The organism is Marinimicrobium sp. UBA4209, assembly GCF_002381585.1.
Lineage (GTDB): Bacteria > Pseudomonadota > Gammaproteobacteria > Pseudomonadales > Cellvibrionaceae > Marinimicrobium > Marinimicrobium koreense.
On record NZ_DFTP01000114.1, the window covers coordinates 1 to 17,193 of the forward strand.

13 protein-coding genes and 1 pseudogene are annotated in these 17,193 nt (G+C 60.2%); 3 read left to right on the plus strand and 11 right to left on the minus strand.

Annotated elements, in window-relative coordinates; translation table 11 throughout:
* Positions 1-74: 74 nt before the first annotated feature.
* Positions 75-725 (minus strand): imidazole glycerol phosphate synthase subunit HisH, encoded by a 651-nt coding sequence (gene hisH / locus B3187_RS16470; protein ID WP_286807563.1) that lies wholly within the window; start codon positions 723-725, stop codon positions 75-77.
* 3 nt (positions 726-728) lie between these two features.
* Positions 729-1,322, minus strand: a complete 594-nt coding sequence (gene hisB, locus B3187_RS16475; protein WP_024461417.1) for an imidazoleglycerol-phosphate dehydratase HisB — start codon at positions 1,320-1,322, stop codon at positions 729-731.
* Between the two features lie 148 nt (positions 1,323-1,470).
* Here hisB and B3187_RS16480 point away from each other — a divergent pair, with 148 nt between their 5' ends.
* Positions 1,471-2,205 (plus strand): 16S rRNA (uracil(1498)-N(3))-methyltransferase, encoded by a 735-nt coding sequence (locus B3187_RS16480; protein WP_286807564.1) that lies wholly within the window; start codon positions 1,471-1,473, stop codon positions 2,203-2,205.
* 19 nt (positions 2,206-2,224) lie between these two features.
* On the opposite strand, the gene B3187_RS16485 is transcribed toward B3187_RS16480, so the two are convergent.
* The 9 genes from B3187_RS16485 to pilG form a co-directional block, all read right to left on the minus strand.
* Positions 2,225-2,824, minus strand: a complete 600-nt coding sequence (locus B3187_RS16485) for a hypothetical protein (RefSeq protein WP_286807565.1) — start codon at positions 2,822-2,824, stop codon at positions 2,225-2,227.
* Between the two features lie 78 nt (positions 2,825-2,902).
* Positions 2,903-3,391 (minus strand): chemotaxis protein CheW, encoded by a 489-nt coding sequence (locus B3187_RS16490; RefSeq protein WP_024461420.1) that lies wholly within the window; start codon positions 3,389-3,391, stop codon positions 2,903-2,905.
* Positions 3,369-4,340 carry a chemotaxis protein CheB gene (locus B3187_RS16495; RefSeq protein ID WP_286807567.1) on the minus strand — a complete coding sequence of 324 codons (972 nt, stop codon included), beginning with the start codon at positions 4,338-4,340 and terminating at the stop codon, positions 3,369-3,371. The genes B3187_RS16490 and B3187_RS16495 overlap by 23 nt, the downstream gene beginning before the upstream one ends.
* 2 nt (positions 4,341-4,342) lie before the next feature.
* Positions 4,343-10,426, minus strand: coding sequence for an Hpt domain-containing protein (locus B3187_RS16500; protein WP_286807569.1), 6,084 nt, complete (start codon positions 10,424-10,426; stop codon positions 4,343-4,345).
* A gap of 12 nt (positions 10,427-10,438) precedes the next feature.
* Positions 10,439-11,302, minus strand: a complete 864-nt coding sequence (locus B3187_RS16505; protein WP_024461423.1) for a CheR family methyltransferase — start codon at positions 11,300-11,302, stop codon at positions 10,439-10,441.
* 58 nt (positions 11,303-11,360) lie between these two features.
* Positions 11,361-13,625, minus strand: a complete 2,265-nt coding sequence (locus B3187_RS16510; protein ID WP_286807571.1) for a methyl-accepting chemotaxis protein — start codon at positions 13,623-13,625, stop codon at positions 11,361-11,363.
* A gap of 111 nt (positions 13,626-13,736) precedes the next feature.
* Positions 13,737-14,279: a chemotaxis protein CheW gene (locus B3187_RS16515; protein WP_024461425.1), complete on the minus strand. Its 543-nt coding sequence runs from the start codon at positions 14,277-14,279 to the stop codon at positions 13,737-13,739.
* 36 nt (positions 14,280-14,315) lie between these two features.
* Complete coding sequence (gene pilH / locus B3187_RS16520) at positions 14,316-14,678, minus strand: twitching motility response regulator PilH (protein ID WP_024461426.1); 363 nt, start codon at positions 14,676-14,678, stop codon at positions 14,316-14,318.
* Positions 14,679-14,783: 105 nt separating this feature from the next.
* Entirely contained in the window at positions 14,784-15,179 is a 396-nt protein-coding gene (pilG, locus tag B3187_RS16525; protein ID WP_024461427.1) for a twitching motility response regulator PilG, read from the minus strand.
* 404 nt (positions 15,180-15,583) lie between these two features.
* Here pilG and gshB point away from each other — a divergent pair, with 404 nt between their 5' ends.
* Complete coding sequence (gene gshB / locus B3187_RS16530) at positions 15,584-16,531, plus strand: glutathione synthase (RefSeq protein ID WP_286807573.1); 948 nt, start codon at positions 15,584-15,586, stop codon at positions 16,529-16,531.
* A gap of 34 nt (positions 16,532-16,565) precedes the next feature.
* Positions 16,566-17,193 (plus strand): annotated as a pseudogene (locus tag B3187_RS16535) (energy transducer TonB); the annotation flags it as partial.

Sequence of the window (17,193 nt, forward strand, 5' to 3'; positions counted from 1 at the left end):
TTCGGCCTTATCCGCCCTACGGAAACTTAGGTAGGGCGGATAAGGCCGAAGGCCGCATCCGCCGTTACCAAAAGTCAGGGCTTGCCATTCCAATCCACAAAATTGCGCAACAACTGCAACCCGGCCGTATGGCTTTTCTCCGGGTGGAATTGCACGGCAAACAGGTTGTCCTGGGTCAGCGCCGCCGCGAAGGTGGTGCCATAGTCGCAGGTGCCGGCCACCTGCTCGGGGTTGCCGGCCTCCACATAGAAGCTGTGCACGAAGTAAAAGCGCGCGTCCTGCTCGATGCCCGCCCAGAGCGGGTGGTGAGTGTGGTGGACCTGGTTCCAGCCCATGTGGGGCACCTTCAGGCGTTGGCCGTCGGCGTCTTTCAGGTCGGCGCCAAAGTAGCGCACCTTCCCCGGCAGCAGACCGATGCAGTCTACGCCACCGTTCTCTTCGCTGCGGTCCATCAGCGCCTGCATGCCGACGCAGACGCCCAGCACGGGCTTGCCGCTGGCGACCTGCTCGCGCAGCAGTTCATCAAATTTCAGGCGCTTGATTTCCGCCATGCAATCGCGAATGGCGCCTACCCCGGGGAACAACACCCGGTCGGCGGCGCTCACCTGGGCCGGATCACTGGTGACCAGTACCTCGGCTTCAGGTGCGACGTGCTCCAGTGCACTGGCCACCGAGTGGAGATTGCCCATGCCGTAATCGATGACCGCTATCTGTTGGCTACTCATAACTTACAGGCTGCCCTTGGTGGAGGGCATCACGCCCGCCATGCGGGGGTCTTCCTCCAGCGCCATCCGCAGTGCCCGGCCAAAAGCCTTGAACACCGTCTCGATCTGGTGGTGGGCATTGTGACCGCGCAGGTTATCGATGTGCAGGGTCACCTGGGCGTGGTTGACGAAACCGTGGAAAAATTCGGAAAACAGTTCAGTATCGAACTTGCCGATGCGCTTCTGAGTGAACGGAATGTCCATCATCAGACCGGGACGACCGGAAAAGTCGATCACCACCCGCGACAGCGCTTCGTCCAGGGGAACATAGGCGTGGCCATAGCGGCGGATGCCTTTTTTGTCCCCCACGGCCTTGGCCACCGCCTGCCCCAAGGTGATACCAATGTCTTCCACCGTGTGGTGGTCATCGATATGGGTGTCGCCATCGCAGGTGATGTCCAGATCGATCATGCCGTGGCGGGCGATCTGGTCCATCATGTGCTCCAGGAATGGCACTCCAGTGTCGAACACGCCCTTCCCTTCACCGTCCAGATCCAGGCTGACGCTGATTTTGGTTTCCAGGGTATTGCGATTGACTTGGGCGCGACGGTTGGCCATAGGATCTCCAGAGACCGGGAAGCAAAAGCGGAATTATACCGCCAGTGCCCCACTGCTGTCATGGTGAAAGCCCCCGACAGGGGCAATGAAAGCATCTGGTTCAGGGAGCAAGTTTGCTAAACTGCCGGTTTTTGATCTGGAGTTCGCCATGCGTGTCCCCCGGGTGTTTACCGACCAGCCCCTGCAGGCCGGATCCACCGTGACTCTTGAAGAGGCGCCCTCCCGCCACCTGGCCAAAGTACTGCGCATGACGCCGGGGCGGGAACTGATTCTGTTTAACGGTCAGGGCGGTGAGTTTACCGCCACTCTGACCGAGTTGGGTAAAAAAACCGTCGAGGCCACACTGGACGCCTTTACCGCCGAGGATCGGGAGTCGCCCCTGGATCTGGAGCTGGCCATTGGCCTGTCTCGGGGGGACCGGATGGACTGGGTGATCCAGAAAGCCACCGAGCTGGGCGCCACCCGAATCACGCCGCTGTTTACCGAACGCACGGAAGTGAAACTCAAGGGCGATCGACTCGAGAAGAAGTGGGAACACTGGCGTCAGGTGATCATCAGCGCCTGCGAGCAGTGCCAGCGAAACCGTTTGCCCACCCTGGCGCAACCTCAGGCGCTGGCGGACTGGCTGGCCGCCGAGCGGACCGCCGGCACTCGCCGATTTGTCCTTCATCACCGCGACAGCAAAGGGCTCCCGGCCCAAGAAGCGCTCACTCACGTGAGTCTCCTGGTGGGACCGGAAGGGGGGCTATCGGAAGAGGAGATCGAGCAGGCTCGGGCATTCGGTTGTGAACCCCTGACGCTCGGCCCCAGAGTAATGCGCACCGAAACCGCCCCGGTAGCGGCCATCAGCCTGGCGCAGTACCTCTGGGGAGATTGGCGCTGAGGCCACCACCAGCGCGGTTTTACAGACTGCTAGAGGAAGAGGACGACGAGCTGGAAGAGGCCGAATCGGAACTGAGGCCGTCCACTTCCTCGACCACAATCAGGTCCGCACGGGACTCGACATAGTGGAACTCCCAGGTACGGAAGGGAATCTCGTCATCGCAAATGGCGTCTTCGTCCGCCTCGCTGAGGCGGTAGTTGAACACCACTTCAACGACGTTTTCATCCTCGGTAATGCTGAACGCGCGAACCCGGTTCAGGTTCAGTTGTTGCGCACACTCGCTGTCGTCGAACCAACCGCTGTCATACAGAATCACCTGCCCGGCCTCAAAATCCGGGGCCACCACGAAATCATCGATATCCCGGTAGGCGTCGATCAGAAATTCGTAGTCTTCCAGGTCGCGAATGATCTCGATGCGCCGACTGTCGACATCCGTCGCGGGAAACCCGGTGTTGTTCCGGTCGGTAGTGCTGTTTTCGTACACAAAGCTGACCGCGACCGGGTCGCGAATTTCTTCAGGCTCGGAGGGGTTGAAAGCTTCTTCGCGCTCACCGCCGCAGCCGATGAGGATTGTGGCCAGCATCGTGGTGATGCCGGCCGTCAGGGTATGGGTTTTCATCCGTCAGTTTCTCCGCGAGGCGGCTCCTTATCGATACCGTCTGATGGGTACAGTCTGGTTGTTGGTCGACCCGAGTCTTCAGACGCGGGTTTTCAGATAGTCCAGGACGCGCTGCTCGAGACCGGGCACATCGGGAATGACCGCGTCTTCCCCCGCCCAGCTGACCTGCATCAGCTCGTAGGGGTTGGTGGGCGAGGCATCGCGCACCTGCAGCTCTTCCGGGGTCACACGGGCCAAGCGCGGCAAGCCCTGAGCAATAAGAGCCACAAAGTGAATATGTTCACTCACCCCGGTGGTATTGAACACGGCTACCCGGGCATAGTTCCCCGGGGTGGGACGAGGCTGGCCATTGAGGCACTCGAAGGAGGCCAGGGGGATGGTCAGATCCCGCCAATGATAGTCGCCCAGATACCAGTCTGGAGCGCCCGGTACATGATCTATCTGACCGACCGGGACAATCTCCGCTACCGAGACGTTGGGTACCAGCAGGGTCTGACCCTGCAGGGGAATCAACAGACTGGCCACTTCCCGGACTTCCGGCGTTTCAGTGAGCTGCGGGGCTTTCATAGGGTCGGACTTCCTCAATCAGTGTTTGCGCTGAAGCGCGGCAGTGGGCACTCAGGCGGTTCGCCAATTCCCCGGGGGTGCCGGTCAACTCGACCGCACCGGTCGCCAGGGCGGCATCGGGCATGGAGGCGCTGGTACAGCTCTGGGGCGTCTGGGCCCAGACCTTGCCCCCGCGCTGACGCACCAGCCGGCAGGCCGCCGCGCCATCATTTCCCATCCCGGTAAAAACAATCAACCCCAGTTGTTCGCCGTAGACCCGGGCGGCGTTCGCCACCAGTTGGTCCACCGAAGGGGCATAGGGGCCACCCCAGGGCTCATCGGCAATGGCCACAGTGCCATTGTCCAACAGGTCCACCCGCTCACAGGCCGTCACGATCAATAGCTGGTTGGCCTGTATCACCGCGCCATCGCTGGCCAGGGCCGCCGGGTACGGACTCTGGCTCATCATGCGCACCAGGGTGCCGGTGTAACTGGTATCAATGTGCTGCACGTAGATGAAAGCGACGCCCAGCCCCGGGGGCAGTGACGACAGAAAATCCTTCACCGCCGCCGGGCCACCGGTTGAGGCGGCCAGGACCCACAGCGCCTTGGCCCGGGGCACCCGCTGCAGGTTGATATCCCCCGCCAACTGCCGCAACTTCGCCAGGGTACGCTTGAGCCAGGCGTTGTGTTCCTCACTACCGGGCCGGTATTCACTGCTGTCGCTGATGATCAGCGGTGCATCGCTGTGCTCAAGGAGCGCCTGTACCGGCTCTGGTGGCTCGGCGTCCGGATCGAGTGCCACATCCACCACCCAGGCATCGGCGCTGTCCGGGGTCGGGCCGTCCATTTGGCACTGATCAAGCATGAGCGAGGCCACCAGCTCGTGGCCCGCCTCGCGCGCGCTCAGGGCCAGGTACTGACGCTTGAGCGGGCTATCGACCAGCAAACCAATTCGCAAGCCCGTCACGGTCAATGCGCCTGCGCTTTTTCCAGAAGCTCGCGGATGTTATTGAGCAGCAGCTCCTCCTGGTAGGGCTTGCCCATGTATTTGTCCACACCGATATTGAAGGCCCGCTCCCGGTGTTTTTCCCCGGTACGGGAGGTAATCATGATGATCGGGATGTCCTTCAGCCGCGAGCTACTGCGCATATTGCTGGCCACTTCGAAGCCGTCCATGCGCGGCATTTCGATATCCAGTAGCATGACATCTGGGATATGGTCCTGGAGCGTAAGCAGTGCTTCGGCACCATCTTTGGCGGTAATGACCCGGAAGCCCTCGCGCTCCAGGAAGCGACCGGTGACTTTGCGCACGGTCACGGAATCATCCACCACCATGACCACTTTTTCCTGTTCATCATCGCGTCCGTAGGGCGTCTCGGCCGGCTCCAGCAGGGTGGCATTGGGCATGCCCAGCGCCAGCTTTTCACGCATGAGGGCGTGGGGATCGAGAATCACCACCACGCTACCGTCACCCATGACCGTGGCGCCGGACACCCCGCTGACCGAACTGAACTGCATGCCCAGGGTTTTCACCACAATTTCACTGCTGCCCAGCAGGCGATCAACCTGCAGTGCCACGGTATGTTCGGCGCTGCGTACCAGCACCACCGGCAGTGGCAGAGACTGACCATCGAGCTTCGGACGGGCATCGCTGTCGAGCATCGTGCCCAGATAACGGACCTGATACTCCTCACCCGCGTATTCGAAGCGCGCACTCTCATCGGAGTAATAGTGTTCCAGCTCAAAGGGGCTGACGCGCACAATACCTTCGATAGTGTTGAGCGGAACCGCGTAGTAGTCGTCGCCAATCTGAATCATGAGGGCGCGGTTCACCGACACGGTGAACGGCAGGCGGACGATAAACTCCGACCCGTGACCGGATTCAGAGTTGATGAACATGGAGCCACCGAGCTGTTTGATCTCGGAGTGGACCACATCCATACCGACCCCACGGCCGGATATCTGGGTTACCTTGTCGGCAGTACTGAAACCGGCATGGAGAATGAACTGCATGATATCCCGGTCACTGAGCTGGGCACCCTCGGTCATCAGGCCGCGCTCGACGGCTTTGGCGCGTACCCGCTCGAGGTTAATGCCCCGGCCATCGTCGGCCAGGCGCAACACCACATCGCCGCCCTCGCGGGCCAGACTGAGCATGATCCGCCCCGCCGCAGGCTTGCCCGCCGCGGTGCGTTCGTCGGCGGTTTCGATACCGTGGTCCACGGCGTTGCGCAACATGTGCTCAAGAGGCGCCACCATCCGCTCCAGTACCGAGCGGTCCAGTTCACCCTCGACATTATCCAGCTCGAATTCCACATCCTTGCCCAGTTCGGTAGCCGCCTGACGGACAATCCGGCGCAGGCGCGGCACCAGCCGGGAGAAAGGCACCATGCGCGAGCGCATCAGCCCTTCCTGCAGATCGGTATTGATCCGTGACTGCTGGAGCAACAGGGTTTCGGTATCGCGATTCTTGTCCGATAGGGTGTTTTTCAGGTCGAGCAGATCCGAGGCGGACTCCATCAGCGAACGCGACAACTGCTGTAACTGGGAGTAGCGGTCCATTTCCAGCGGGTCGAATTCCTCGTGCGCTTCCATCTGTTCCTGACGGAAAATCACCTGGGCTTCGGTTTCGATATCGAGGCGGCGCAACTGCTCCTGCAGACGCACAATGGTCGAGTCCATTTCATCGATGGCCAGTCCCAGATCACCCACCTGCTCCTCGATGCGACCCCGGGTAATGGAGGTTTCACCGGCCAGGTTAACCAGCTCTTCCAACAACTCGGCGGACACCCGGACCACTTCCTGAGGACCACTGCGACGGGCCGCCAGATGCTGAACCTGGGCGCCGCCATTGCCGCCCCCGGACGCACTGATGGCGCCACCGCTGGGCGGTACCGGAGCCGATGTGGCGGTATTGCCGGGTTTGGGCTTGGGTGTGAACGGCACCACATTGCCCGTTTCTGGGTCCCGGGTGACCGGAACCGGGCCACCGGACTGAGGCGCGGTGGCGCTGGGCGGAGGCGGCTCGACCGCCTCGTCGGGGGCATCACCGGCCATCTGCGAGCGCACCCAGGCGACCCCGGCGTGAATCTTATCCTGGAAGTCCGTCAGACGCTGGAAGAAGGCCCGGTCAATGGTGTCGCGCTCGCGCATACCGATGAGCAGGGTCTCGAAATCGTGGGCCAGATCGCCCACGTCGGTAATACCGGACAGTCGAGCACCGCCCTTCAGGGTATGCAGAGAGCGTTTGAGTTCTTCGGGCAGATCCGGATTGCTCCAGTCTTCCTGCCACTCGGTCAGTGCGCGGTCGATATCTTCCATGAGGTCATCAGCTTCTTCCAGGAAGATTTCCAGGATTTCCTCGTCCACCTCATCGTCGTCGGCATCAGCCGCCTGATCCTGCGTCGACTCCACCGCCGGCGCAGCGGGCTCTGAGGGTTCTTCTTCGACCGCTGGAGACTCTTCTGCAGCGGCTGAAGAGTCTTCCGCAAATGCTGAGGCATTTTCGCTATCCGCTGAGGGCATTTCAGCAACCGCTGAGGGCTCTTCTGCAATCGCGGAGACTTCTTCGCCAGCGGTTGAAGGCTCTTCATCAACGCTGGTTGCCTCTGGCTGGGCATCGGTGGCGTCGTCGGGCGGCAGGTTTTCCAGCAGGCGATCCAGAGGGGCCTGAACGGCGTCGGGGGCCGGTTCAAGGTTCTGTCCAACCGCAACGGCATCCACCAGATCCAGCAGTGCCATATGCGCGTCAATCAGCTGCTGACACAGGGCATCGTCGCAGGGAATATACCCCTGCTGAATGCCGGCGTAGATCCGGTGCAGCTTGTCGCCCAACTCCGCCATGGGCGGCAGGTTGGCGTGAAGCGCGCCATTGGTCAGGGTGGCCAGTTCGGTCTGCAGCGGCTCAAGCTGTGCGAGATCTTCGGGGTGCTGGCGCCAGTTCTCGATGGTTTGATCCGCATCGAGCAGCAGATTCATTTCTTCGGCCATGAAGATCGCCAGCAGCTCGGGATCAATCGCTTTCTGACCTTCCGCCTGGGCTTCCTGCTGCCGCACGAGCGGCGCTACAAAAATCTCTCGAAGCTCTGCGACCCGCGCCTGGAACTGCCCCAGACGGGGAATTTCCACCGGTTGGCCCTGCTCGATATCGGCCAGGGCGTGGGTCGTGTAGTCCACCGCGTCACGCAGCAGTTGCAGAATATCCTCGTTGATATTCACTTGGTAGGTGCGCAGCTCTTTGACAAACCGCTCCAGCGGCGTGGCCAACTCCGCAATCGGAGTAATGTTGGCCATATGGGCGCTACCCTTGAGGGTATGCAGCGCTCGCTGAGTGGCATCGCTCGGCGGGGTAAACAGCGGCGAAACGTCTTCCATTTCCTGGATGTAGTGATCCACGACCTGCAGGTGGGTCAGCGCTTCCACGCCAAAAATTTCCCACAGCTGGGTGTCGCGGTCGTCATCGTCGTCCTGCTCCGCCCCTTGGGGCCGTTCAATCGACTCAGCACTGGCGGGCTGATCCAGCAGTTCCGCGTAGGGGTCTACGCTCTCCTTCGCCGGTGTCGTCGGCTCGCCGATAGAAACACTGGGCTCCTCACCTTTTGACAGGGCGGCCGCGTACTGCTCGCACGCCTGCGTAAGGCTCGGGTGGGGGTTCGGCTGACCGGTGCGGAATGCCTCGATCATGTCCGGCAGCAGGCTGCGGACTTTCTCGATAACGGCGACGTGATGATCACCGGGTTGGATGGTGCCGTCCAGCACGCGGTTGAGCATGTTCTCGATCGCCCAGGCGAGCTCGCCAATATCGGTCGCCCCAACCATACGGCCACTGCCCTTCAGGGTATGGAAAGCGCGCCGGAATTCGGTCAGAGATTCCTGGTCGGCAAAATTCTGGGCCCAACGGGGGAAGTGTTCGGCAATCGCTTCACTGACCTCGCCGGCCTCCTCGATGAAGATTTCCAGGATTTCTTCATCAACTTCGTGTTCGTCATCGTCGTCCGAGGCCGAGGCATCGACACTATTGGCTTCGGGCTCCGGCTCGCTGGCATCGGCGGCGGCCACTTCGGCCTCCAGAGCATCGACCGAATAACCGTCTGAGGTGTCATCCGGAGACGACGGGTCTGTGGACCCGTCTTCTTCTGGCGATGCATCCTCCGGCTCGTCCAGCAGCGTCTCCGGGTCATTGCTTTCTCCGGCGCCAATCGCCGATTCATAGGCGGCGCTCAGAGCGGCGGTGTCTTCCTCTGCCGCCAACTCGATGTCGGAATCGTCTTCGGGCGACTCCTCAACCACCGGGGCGTCTTTTTCGGCTGCGGCCTTGGCCGCCTGCTGGAGCGACTGGGAAGGCGTCACGGCGTAACCCAGTTGGGCCACGCTCTCTTCGGCAACCCCCAACAACAGGTCGTTTTCCTCGGCGTGCTCGCTATTGAAGCGTTCCAGGTAGTATTCAACGCTGGTAATGGCATCGGCCAGGGTATCCAGCCGATTCCATTCGGGGGTGACCTCTCCCTCAAGCAATTGCTCTTCCACAAACCGTGCACAGGCGCCAATAATCCGGGCCGGCCGGGGCAGGGGAATCATGTCCAGACCGCCGCGAATTTCGCGCAGGGTCACCGGTACCGGCTGAAGGTGCGAGCGATCCCACTGCGAGGCAATGTACTCGACAATGGCATCCTTGGCCTGCTCCAGGCCACTGCGTGATTCACGCAACACCGATTCCTGCGCGCGGGAGAGGTTGAGATCCGCCTGTTCCCGTGCCGGGTTGGCGTCCCGGCCGGCGTTGGCCACCAGAGAGTCCAGCCCGTACTCGATATCCAGTACCTTACCGGCCAGCGCCATCAACTGATCATCGCCCAGGTCGCTGTCAGAATTCACGACCAGTTCAATCGCCGCGCCCTGCTCGAGTACCTGCTTGCGCAAATCACCGATGCCAAGCACCGCCATGGTGTCAGCCACGCGCTTGATGACCGGCAGAGCCTCTTCCAGCGCCTGTTTCCGGTCCATATCCGACAGGGTGACGTCCAGCGCCTCTTTGACCGCGTCCAGCTCGCCTTTCAGTGCGGTGACCACCGAACTCATGGCCTCCGCATCCGGGGCGGACAACAGGTCCTGCGCCGCATCGCCGTCTTCACCGCTCTCACGGCCTTCCGGCAATGCGCGCTCAAGCTCGTAGCGGTCGTAAATCACCTGCAAATGGGAGCCACTGGCAAAGCCCGGCGAGTGCTTGCCCGATCGGGCCACGTAGTACAACAGGTTTTTGAGCAGCTGGTCATCCGCCGGGGCAGCCAACACTTTGGTTCCGTGGGCGAGCAGTTGTTTGAGTTCCCGGTCCAACTGCCGCAGCAGGTTTTTGATCGAGACACTGGACTCGATGGCATCCATCTCCAGCGCTTCCACCAGCGCCAGACCGATATGCCAGAGCGACTGGCGGGGGGTCCCCCGGGTCAGCTTGTGCAGCCGCTCAAACACCTTTTTCAGGTAAGCCAGATTTTCATCCGGATTGACGCCCCGGATAAACCCCGCGGCCGCATACTGATACATCTGGCGCAGTTTGCGCACGGTATCTTTGAACTGGGCGTCGTTGGCCAACAGCGGCAGGCGCTCGCCGGACACTTCCCGGGCGGGGCCAAGATAGGGGCTGAACAGTTTGGTCTCGGTCAGCAGGCTTTCGCCCCGCACCGCGCGTAGATCATTGAGTAGCGGCAGGACAATAACCGGGTTGTCACGACGGGAGGTTTTGACCTTTTCGAGATAGATCGGAAACTGCAGGATGGCCCGCATCAACACTTCCTGAGCTTCGGCAGTGTTGGCGACGCTGTCATTGATCATGGCCTGAGCGAGGTTTTCCATCTCCTCAGCCATCATGGCCGCCCCGTAGAACTCCACCATCTGCAGGCTGCCGTGCACCTGATGGATGTGAGTCAGGCAAAAACGCAGGCGCGCCTCATCCTTTGGATTCTCCACGTAGGATTCCAGAGCATCGCGAGCCTCTTTCAGGGTGTCGGTAATTTCATGAACCACCCAATCCAAGGCAGCAAAGTTACGGCTGTCTGACATGCGGAGCATTCCTCATTGTTTTTGTCGCTCTTCGCGAACATAGGCTTGCACTTCATCGCCTACCACGCGGCGCAGTTCCGGGTGTTCCCAGTCCACGGCTTCCCCCAGTCCGATAATCAACACGCCGCCCGGTTTGAGGCGGTCCGCAAACGCGTTGAGGATATCCCGACGCAACCAGCGACGAAAATAGACCAGCAGGTTCTGACAGAAAATGACGTCCATTTTGATCACGGGCATGGTCCGGATGCGGGTGATATTGCCCTGACTGAAACAGACACGATCGCGCAATTTTCCGGCCACCTCGAATTGCCCGTCATCCGTTCGCGTCAGATAACGCTGAACTTCCTCGGGGTACAGTGGCTCAAGCTTACGCTGTGGGTAACGCGCCCGACGGGCCTGATTGAGTGCCGACTGGCTGATGTCTGTGGCGGTAATGCCGTAATAGGGGGCGAGGTTGGCCAGCTCGAAACAGTCATTGGCGACCATCGCCAATGAGTAGGGTTCCTCACCGCTGGCACAGCCCACGCTCCAGATATCGAAGCTGTTATCCAATTGGCGATTGTCGATCCGGTGTTGCAGAAACCGGCGTACGTATTCAAGGGAGGGACGGTGCCGGAAAAAACTGGTTTCTTTGACCGTAAGCCGATCCACCAGAACGGACCACTCCATCAGGCCGGTCAGGCCGTCTGTGACATCGTGAAAGTACTGATTGTAATCCTCACAGCCCAGCTCACGCATACGGATGGCCACCTGCGACTGCAGCAGGGTTTTCTGCTGGGTCGACAGTTGAATACCCGTGCGCTCCTCCAGCAGTTTGCTCCATTGAACAAACTGGCTTTCGGACAAGTCAGTCGGCGCTTGCAGGGACCAAACCATAAGGTTTCTCTAGGCCTTGAGTGCCACCGCCCGGGACGCGACCGGGCGGTGCTAGTGATTACACCAGTTCGCGATCGGAACGGGGCTTCTCGTGACGATCTTCCGAGTCGCCCTCATCGTCCGGCAACACCTGATCATCCAGCTCGATAACGTCGGATTCATCGACGTCCGCCAGGCTTTCACCTTCTTCCGGGAAATCGAAGCTCTCAATGCTGTCCGCCTCATCGTTCAGATCTGCAAACGCATCGTCATCGCTCTGGGCCGCCGGTGCACTTTCGCGATACCCGATGGGCGCTTCGTCCGACTCTTCCTCCGGCAGTTTGAAACCGGCTACCGATTCGCGCAGATCCAGCGCCATCTCGGCCAGGTTACCAATCGACTGGGCGGTCGCGCTGGTACCGGCGGAGGTCTGGGTGGTAATTTCCTGAATCACGTTCATCGTGTTGGAAATGTGGCCGGCCGAAGAGGCCTGCTGACGGGCAGCGTTCGAAATGTTCTGAATCAGTTCCGCCAGGTTGTTGGATACCGTCTCAATCTCTTCCAGAGCCACACCGGCGTCCTGCGCCAGGCGAGCACCGCGGACCACTTCCGAGGTAGTCTGCTCCATCGAGATAACCGCGTCGTTGGTATCGTTCTGAATGGTTTTAACCAGGGCTTCAATCTGCTTGGTCGCAGCGGCTGAACGTTCTGCCAGTCGCTGCACTTCGTCCGCAACCACCGCGAAGCCGCGGCCCGCGTCACCGGCCATAGAGGCCTGAATCGCGGCGTTCAAAGCCAGAATGTTGGTCTGGTCGGCAATGTCGTTAATCAACGATACGATGTCACCAATCTCCTGGGAGGATTCACCCAGTCGCTTGATCCGCTTCGAGGTATCCTGAATCTGCTCACGAATGGTGTCCATGCCGTTGATGGTGTTCTGTACCACCTTGGCGCCGTTGGTCGCAATGGATACCGCTCGCTCCGCTACCGCGGCCGATTCGGCGGCGTTGGCGGATACCTGATCAATAGTCACCGCCATCTCGTTTACCGCCGCCGAGGCGCCGGCGATTTCCTGGGCCTGGTGCTCGGAGGCTTCGGCCAGGTGCAGAGCGGTCTGCTGGGTTTCCTGGGCCGCGGCGGATACGTTCACCGCCGTTTCGTTGATTCGGGCCACCAGAATCCGCAACTGGTCAATCGTGAAGTTGATCGAGTCGGCAATCGCGCCGGTAAAGTCTTCGGTTACCGTGGCGGTAGTGGTCAGGTCACCGTCGGCCAGGTCGGCCAGTTCGTCCAGCAGTCGCAGAATCGCGTTCTGGTTCCGTTCGTTGGTTTCGGCGGTTTCACTCAGACGACGGCGAGTGCTGCGCAGCAGCAGAATACCGATGACCGCCAAGCACAAGGCGGCCGCAATGGCCAGGGCCAGAATGGTCAGGTTGTTGGGCTGGCGCAGCGGTGCCTGCTCGGCAATCCGGTCCGAAATATCGGAAACCGTTTCAAGCAGCATTGGGGTGCTGTCGAGCAGCGCTTCGTTGGCCTGTAACGCATCAAGCAGAGCGGGCGAGCCTTCGAAAATTTCCTGAATCGAGCTGTTAACAAAATCAAACAACGAGGCAATTTCGGTCAGCGACTCCTGCGCCTCTTCGTCGGTAATCTGAGTGATGCGCATGGCCACATCACCTTCCTGCATCGCCGTCAGTACCCGACCGTAGATGTTGGCATCCAGGTTGAACTGATCCGCCGCGCGCGAGGCGTCGGCGTCACCACGGAGCATTTTGTCCACATTTCGACCGATACGCTCGGCACGCCAGCTCTGCATCTGCGCCTGGGACACCTGCTCCGGCGGTGCGTCATTCTCAAGCAGAATTTCCACGATGTTGTTGTGCTCCGCCTGAAGCTCCGGCAGCGAGTCGTTCAGGGTCCGACCCACCTCGTTCAGGAAGACGATGGTATCGCGGTTGGTCAGAATGGTGTTGGCGTCTTCCTGCACACTGTTCCAGACTTGAGCGTAGGCGTTGAACTCGCGGCTCAACTGCGAGCGGGTGCGCGGATCACTGGAGCGCAAAGAGTCCCACGTGGCCCCCATGGTCGAGACGACCTGCCCCAGCTCATCAAACGCTTCTTCATCACCTTCAATGGCGTCCCGTGACAGGGCCGTCAGACGGTAGGACTGGGCGCGCAATTCAGCGGCCTGCTGCAGGTATTCCTGGTCTCGTTCCAAGCCCTGCTGCACCATGACGTAGGTGACGGGGATCAAAACCAGAAAGCCGATCAGCAAGACCACCAGTACAACCATCGCCGGGTTCGCCCGGACGTTGGCAAACAGGTTTCTGGACTCGGTTTTCATGTAAGCACTCCTGAAGGTGACGTGACGCCTTATTGTTGTTCCTGATTGTGATAATTATGATCGACCGGGACTCATTGACCTCGGACAACCCTGATGACCGCCCCCGGTCAACTAGCTGCGGGCGGCATTGATAAAGCGCGGATCCTGCGCCAGAAACGCCGGGCGAAAGACGGTCCAGCGCTGTCCGTTATGTTCAAAGCTACCCTCGGTGAAGGGCTGAATAACCGCATCGACGGGGCCGGACTCGGCCTGATATTCATCCGTGGGGAAATGCTGCATGCCAAATACCTGATCCACCATCAGCCCGCTGTACAGAGCCTCGGTCTCCAGCACCAACACCCGCCGCTGCTTGCGCCCTCCGCTCAGTTGGGCTCCGAAGAATGCTGCGAGATCAAACAGCGGCAGCAAGCGGCCGCGAACGTTGGCGACACCGCGCACCCAGGACTGAACGCCGGGAAGGTGGGTATAAGGTGGGATCTCCAGCATTTCCGAAATTTCGCCCATCGGTACGGCAAAGCGCTGCCCCATCAACATGAACCCGATGCCACTCCAGTGGGGGCGGATATCGAGTTGTGCCGGCAGACCCCGCGCCGCACTGCGACTGCGTTGAGCCAAGTCTACCAGGGAGTCAAAGGCTGTCTGGGAATCAGACATGGTTACCGCCTGTCTCGTTGTGTCCGGTCATCCTTCTTACTGAGTCACTTTGGCGATGGCGGCGTTGAGGGTCTCCGCGGTCACCGGCTTGACCAGAAAGTCCCGAGCGCCTTGGCGCATTCCCCAGACCCGGTCGGTCTGCTGATCTTTGGTGGTCACGATAATAACCGGAATATGAGCGGTTTCCGGTGCTTTGGTGAGCTGGCGGGTGGCCTGGAATCCGTTCAAGCCGGGCATGACAATATCCATCAATACCACATCGGGCAGCTCTTTCTTGGCCAGCGATATACCGGCCTCACCGGTTTCTGCCGTCAGGGCTTCATGACCCTGCTTTTCCAGCATGGAGCTCAATTTGTAAATTTCGGTGGGAGAGTCGTCGATGATAAGTACTCTGGCCATAGTATCCCCAAATTGATCAGTCAGTTATAAATTACATTGTTGTCGTTATTCAGGCGATGGCGCTGCCTCGCCCGAGATCGTCAGCGCATCTGTTGCGCCATATATTCAAGATGCTTCTGCTTGCTTCACATGTGCTTCGATGGCGCCCAGCAGCTCGCTTTTGCTGAATGGCTTGGTCAGGTACTGATCCGAACCGACAATACGGCCTTTGGCCTTGTCGAACAGACCGTCCTTGCTGGATAGCATAATCACCGGGGTGCGCTTGAAGTCGCTGTTATTTTTGATCAGTGCGCAGGTCTGATAGCCATCAAGACGCGGCATCATGATGTCGACGAAAATGATGTCCGGGCGGGTGTCGGCGATTTTGGCCAGAGCATCAAAACCATCCGTCGCCGTCACCACCGTGCAGCCGGCTTTTTTGAGCAGGGTTTCGGCGGTTCGACGGATCGTTTTACTGTCGTCGATCACCATGACTTTCAGGCTTTCCAAACTTACGTCCATACTTTCTGACCTTAGCCTCGTTGCCGCATCGCCTCTACGCCCGAGGCTATCGGACGGTTCAGCACTGCAGTCATTGTTATGTTTGCCACGTTTTTGTGACGCAAGTCACACATTGCACCCGCCAGCCGGGATAAGCGCTTCACGTGAGCAGGTGGTACAGTTAAAACGAACTTTTAACACAGTTTTTAAGGTATATCTATAACCAACTGAATATATAAGATTTTCGTTAGTGAACCCGATTTATTATGCTTTAGTCTTATTTTGGCGACAGCCCGCGCCCTAACCAATACTGTGACATTCAGCGGCCGAGCTTGCGTTCTACCGCCCGAGGGCTTAACTTTAGCGCGCAAAACGGCAGGCGGCAACAAGGCCACCCCTCCCACTCTCATCCGGAAAACGTTTGTATGACCCTCTCTCTCGGCGTGATCATGGACCCCATCGACCAGATTACCTTCTATAAGGACACCACCTTGGCCCTGCTGCTGGCGGCCCAGGAGCGCGGCTGGGACCTTCATTACATGGAGCAGTCCGATCTCTACCTGGACAAGGGACAGGCTCGTGCAAGCACCCGACCGCTGCTGGTAATGGACGACGAGACCCACTGGTTTGAGCTCGGGCCCCGGCAAGACCGCCCCCTGGGGGAGCTGGATGTCTTGCTGATGCGCAAGGATCCGCCCTTTGATAACGAGTTCACCTACAGCACCTACATTCTGGAAGCCGCCCAGCGCGAGGGTAGCCTGGTGGTCAACGACCCTCAGAGCCTGCGTGACTGTAACGAGAAGATCTTCGCCACCCAATTCCCCCAGTGCTGCCCGCCACTGATCGTGAGCCGGGACCCGGCGCGGCTGCGCCAATTCCACCGGGATCAGGAAGACGTCATTTTCAAGCCTCTGGATGGCATGGGAGGCAGCCGTATTTTCCGCTGCAAAGCCGATGATCCCAACGTCAGTGTGATTCTGGAGACCCTCACCGATTTTGGCACCCAGATGGTGATGGCTCAGCGCTACCTGCCAGCTATCACCGAAGGCGACAAGCGCATTCTGGTGGTTGACGGCGAAGCCGTGCCCTACAGCCTGGCGCGAATCCCAGCGAGCGGCGAAACCCGGGGCAACCTGGCCGCCGGCGGGCGGGGCGTCGCCCAACCCCTGACCGACCGGGATCGCTGGATTGTGGCGCAGGTCGCACCCACGCTCAGGGAAAAAGGGTTACTCTTTGTCGGACTGGACGTCATCGGCGACTACCTGACCGAGATCAATGTCACCAGCCCGACCTGCGTGCGGGAGATTGACAAGGCGTTTGACACCCGGATCGGGGCCCGACTGATGGACGCTATTGAGCGACGCCTGCCCTGATCGCTACTGCTGAACGAGCTGCCGTACCATTACTATGAGTCAAAACCGCCCCGAGGACACGCTCCCCGACAACACCGTGGATACGGGTGATCGGCTGAGCTTTACCCTGTTTCTGGCCCTGGCCGTCCATGCGCTTCTGATCTTCGGGGTGTCTTTCACCCTGCCCGAGCGCGGTCAGGCCGCTCCCACTCTGGATGTGACCCTGGCCAACCACCAGGATAGTCGGGCTCCGGAAGAGGCGGATTACCTGGCACAGCACAACCAACAGGCCAGCGGCACCGAAGAGCAGGCACGCCAGCTCACCACCGAGCAGGAAGCGGAGTTTGCCGACACCCAGGTGCGGGACATCAACCCCACCCCACAGATTCAGGCCAGCACCGCCCGAGAGCGACGGGATGACGCCGTGGTGACCACCACCAGCCGGGCGGAGCGCCAGCAGCCCAGCCCGGAAGATGCCGACCCTCAGGAGCAGCAGGAACAGCGCGAAGGCCAGGTTGAAGAGCAGCCGATGCTGAGCCAGGAAATTGCCAGCCTGCAGGCCAAGCTGGATCGTCAGCGCCAGGAGTACGCCAAGCGTCCGCGCATCCGGCGCCTCACCTCGGTCGCCACACGCGCTGCCTTCGACGCGCGCTACCTGCACGAGTGGGGACAAAAGATCGAGG

Excerpts from the sequence above, each read along its gene's own strand:
- B3187_RS16500 (WP_286807569.1), bottom strand. The coding sequence starts at position 10,426 with ATGTCAGACAGCCGTAACTTTGCTGCCTTGGATTGGGTGGTTCATGAA.
- B3187_RS16510 (WP_286807571.1), bottom strand. The coding sequence starts at position 13,625 with ATGAAAACCGAGTCCAGAAACCTGTTTGCCAACGTCCGGGCGAACCCG.
- gshB (WP_286807573.1), top strand. The coding sequence starts at position 15,584 with ATGACCCTCTCTCTCGGCGTGATCATGGACCCCATCGACCAGATTACC.
- B3187_RS16505 (WP_024461423.1), bottom strand. The coding sequence starts at position 11,302 with ATGGTTTGGTCCCTGCAAGCGCCGACTGACTTGTCCGAAAGCCAGTTT.
- B3187_RS16485 (WP_286807565.1), bottom strand. The coding sequence starts at position 2,824 with ATGAAAACCCATACCCTGACGGCCGGCATCACCACGATGCTGGCCACA.
- B3187_RS16480 (WP_286807564.1), top strand. The coding sequence starts at position 1,471 with ATGCGTGTCCCCCGGGTGTTTACCGACCAGCCCCTGCAGGCCGGATCC.
- pilH (WP_024461426.1), bottom strand. The coding sequence starts at position 14,678 with ATGGCCAGAGTACTTATCATCGACGACTCTCCCACCGAAATTTACAAA.
- pilG (WP_024461427.1), bottom strand. The coding sequence starts at position 15,179 with ATGGACGTAAGTTTGGAAAGCCTGAAAGTCATGGTGATCGACGACAGT.
- B3187_RS16515 (WP_024461425.1), bottom strand. The coding sequence starts at position 14,279 with ATGTCTGATTCCCAGACAGCCTTTGACTCCCTGGTAGACTTGGCTCAA.
- B3187_RS16490 (WP_024461420.1), bottom strand. The coding sequence starts at position 3,391 with ATGAAAGCCCCGCAGCTCACTGAAACGCCGGAAGTCCGGGAAGTGGCC.
- hisH (WP_286807563.1), bottom strand. The coding sequence starts at position 725 with ATGAGTAGCCAACAGATAGCGGTCATCGATTACGGCATGGGCAATCTC.
- hisB (WP_024461417.1), bottom strand. The coding sequence starts at position 1,322 with ATGGCCAACCGTCGCGCCCAAGTCAATCGCAATACCCTGGAAACCAAA.